General features: G+C 70.9%; 2 protein-coding genes. One reads left to right on the plus strand and one right to left on the minus strand.

The window, feature by feature from the left end; translation table 11 throughout:
• On the minus strand, positions 1-578 hold a 578-nt coding region (locus CON77_RS14060), incomplete at its 3' end, for a PhaM family polyhydroxyalkanoate granule multifunctional regulatory protein (RefSeq protein WP_101050137.1).
• Positions 579-769: 191 nt separating this feature from the next.
• Between CON77_RS14060 and CON77_RS14065 the strand changes: the two genes are divergently transcribed.
• Positions 770-1,156 (plus strand): TraR/DksA family transcriptional regulator, encoded by a 387-nt coding sequence (locus tag CON77_RS14065; protein WP_101050139.1) that lies wholly within the window; start codon positions 770-772, stop codon positions 1,154-1,156.
• Positions 1,157-1,290 lie beyond the last annotated feature (134 nt).

The raw sequence follows: 1,290 nt of genomic DNA on the forward strand, positions 1-1,290 counted from the left end.
GCGGCGCTGGCCGACATCTGGCTGGCGGCCTCGGCGCTGGCCTGCACCGTCTGTGCCACCTGTTCGGCCGCGCGCGAGGCCTGGTCGGCCATGTCGCGCACCGCGCCGGTGGCGATGGTCTGGAACTGCTCGGTCAGCGAGTTCCACCACTGCATCGGGTCCACCATCGGGCGGGCCGGGGCCTCCTCGGGGGTCGGTGCCGGCGGCTGCGCTGCGGGCTGCTCGGGAGCTGCCGCTTCGGGGCGGATCTTGAAGGCCTCGGCCATTTCACCCAGGCTGACGTTCATGCCCTTCAGGGTGGCCAAGGTCATCTTCTGCACCTCCAGCGCCTGGATGGTGGCGCCCAGGGCCTTGGTGTTCTGGTCCAGCCAGAAGTGCACCGCGCGCAGGTCCTGGATGCGTTTGTCCAGTTCCTCCACGTCGAAGGTGGGCGCGACCCAGTGGCTCATGGACGGCATGCCCGGCACCCCGGACTGCAGGCCCGGGGCCACCGAACCGGCGGCCTGGCGGGTCAGGTTCTGCAGGAATTCGAAGCCCGGGATGTACTGGGCAAAAGCGTTGAGGTCGGGGGGGGTCATCGGCGTCTCCTGTGAAGCGGACAACCGACGCCCCGCGCCAGCCGCCCTGACCCCAAGCATGCCACAGCTTGGCGCGCTTGCCCACGGTGGCTTGACGTGCATCAAGCCGATACGAACGCCACTGCGGCAGAATGGCCCACATCCCCCCACCGGCCCGCCCCCATGGGCCCGGCCCCGCGCAAGGAACCTCCATGAGCAGCCCCATTTCCGACACCTTTGCCCAGCAACTGCAGCAGATGCGGACCCACCTGATCGCCCAGTTGCGGGCACAGCGTGGCGGCCAGATCGGCCGCGCCGATGCCGCCCCCAACCCGCACGACGACCAGAGCAGCGACCGCAGCCAGCTCGGCGCCGAACGCGACCTGGCCCAGGCCTTGGACGAGCGCGAAACCGCCGAACTCAACGCCATCGATGCCGCGCTGCAGCGCATCGCCGCGGGCGACTACGGCCTGTGTCTGGACTGCGGCATCGGCATCCCGACCGCGCGCCTGCACGCCAACCCCACCGCCATGCGCTGCGTGGCGTGCCAAGGTCGGCTCGAAGCCGCCCAAGGCGCCGGCGCCCACCCGACGATGTGAAAAACCTGGGGGCGGTCAGTCGAGCGGCACCACGGACTGCTCGATCGCCCCGAAAGGGCTGTGCCCGTCGCGGTCGCGGGCCTCGATCCGCAGCACGTCGCCGTGGCGCAGGCCGTCTGCCCCGCCCAGGGCCG

Source organism: Macromonas nakdongensis, assembly GCF_002837145.1.
Lineage (GTDB): Bacteria > Pseudomonadota > Gammaproteobacteria > Burkholderiales > Burkholderiaceae_C > Macromonas_B > Macromonas_B nakdongensis.

Bases quoted from the DNA above. Each gene is read 5' to 3' on its own strand.
- CON77_RS14065 (WP_101050139.1), top strand. From the start codon at position 770: ATGAGCAGCCCCATTTCCGACACCTTTGCCCAGCAACTGCAGCAGATG.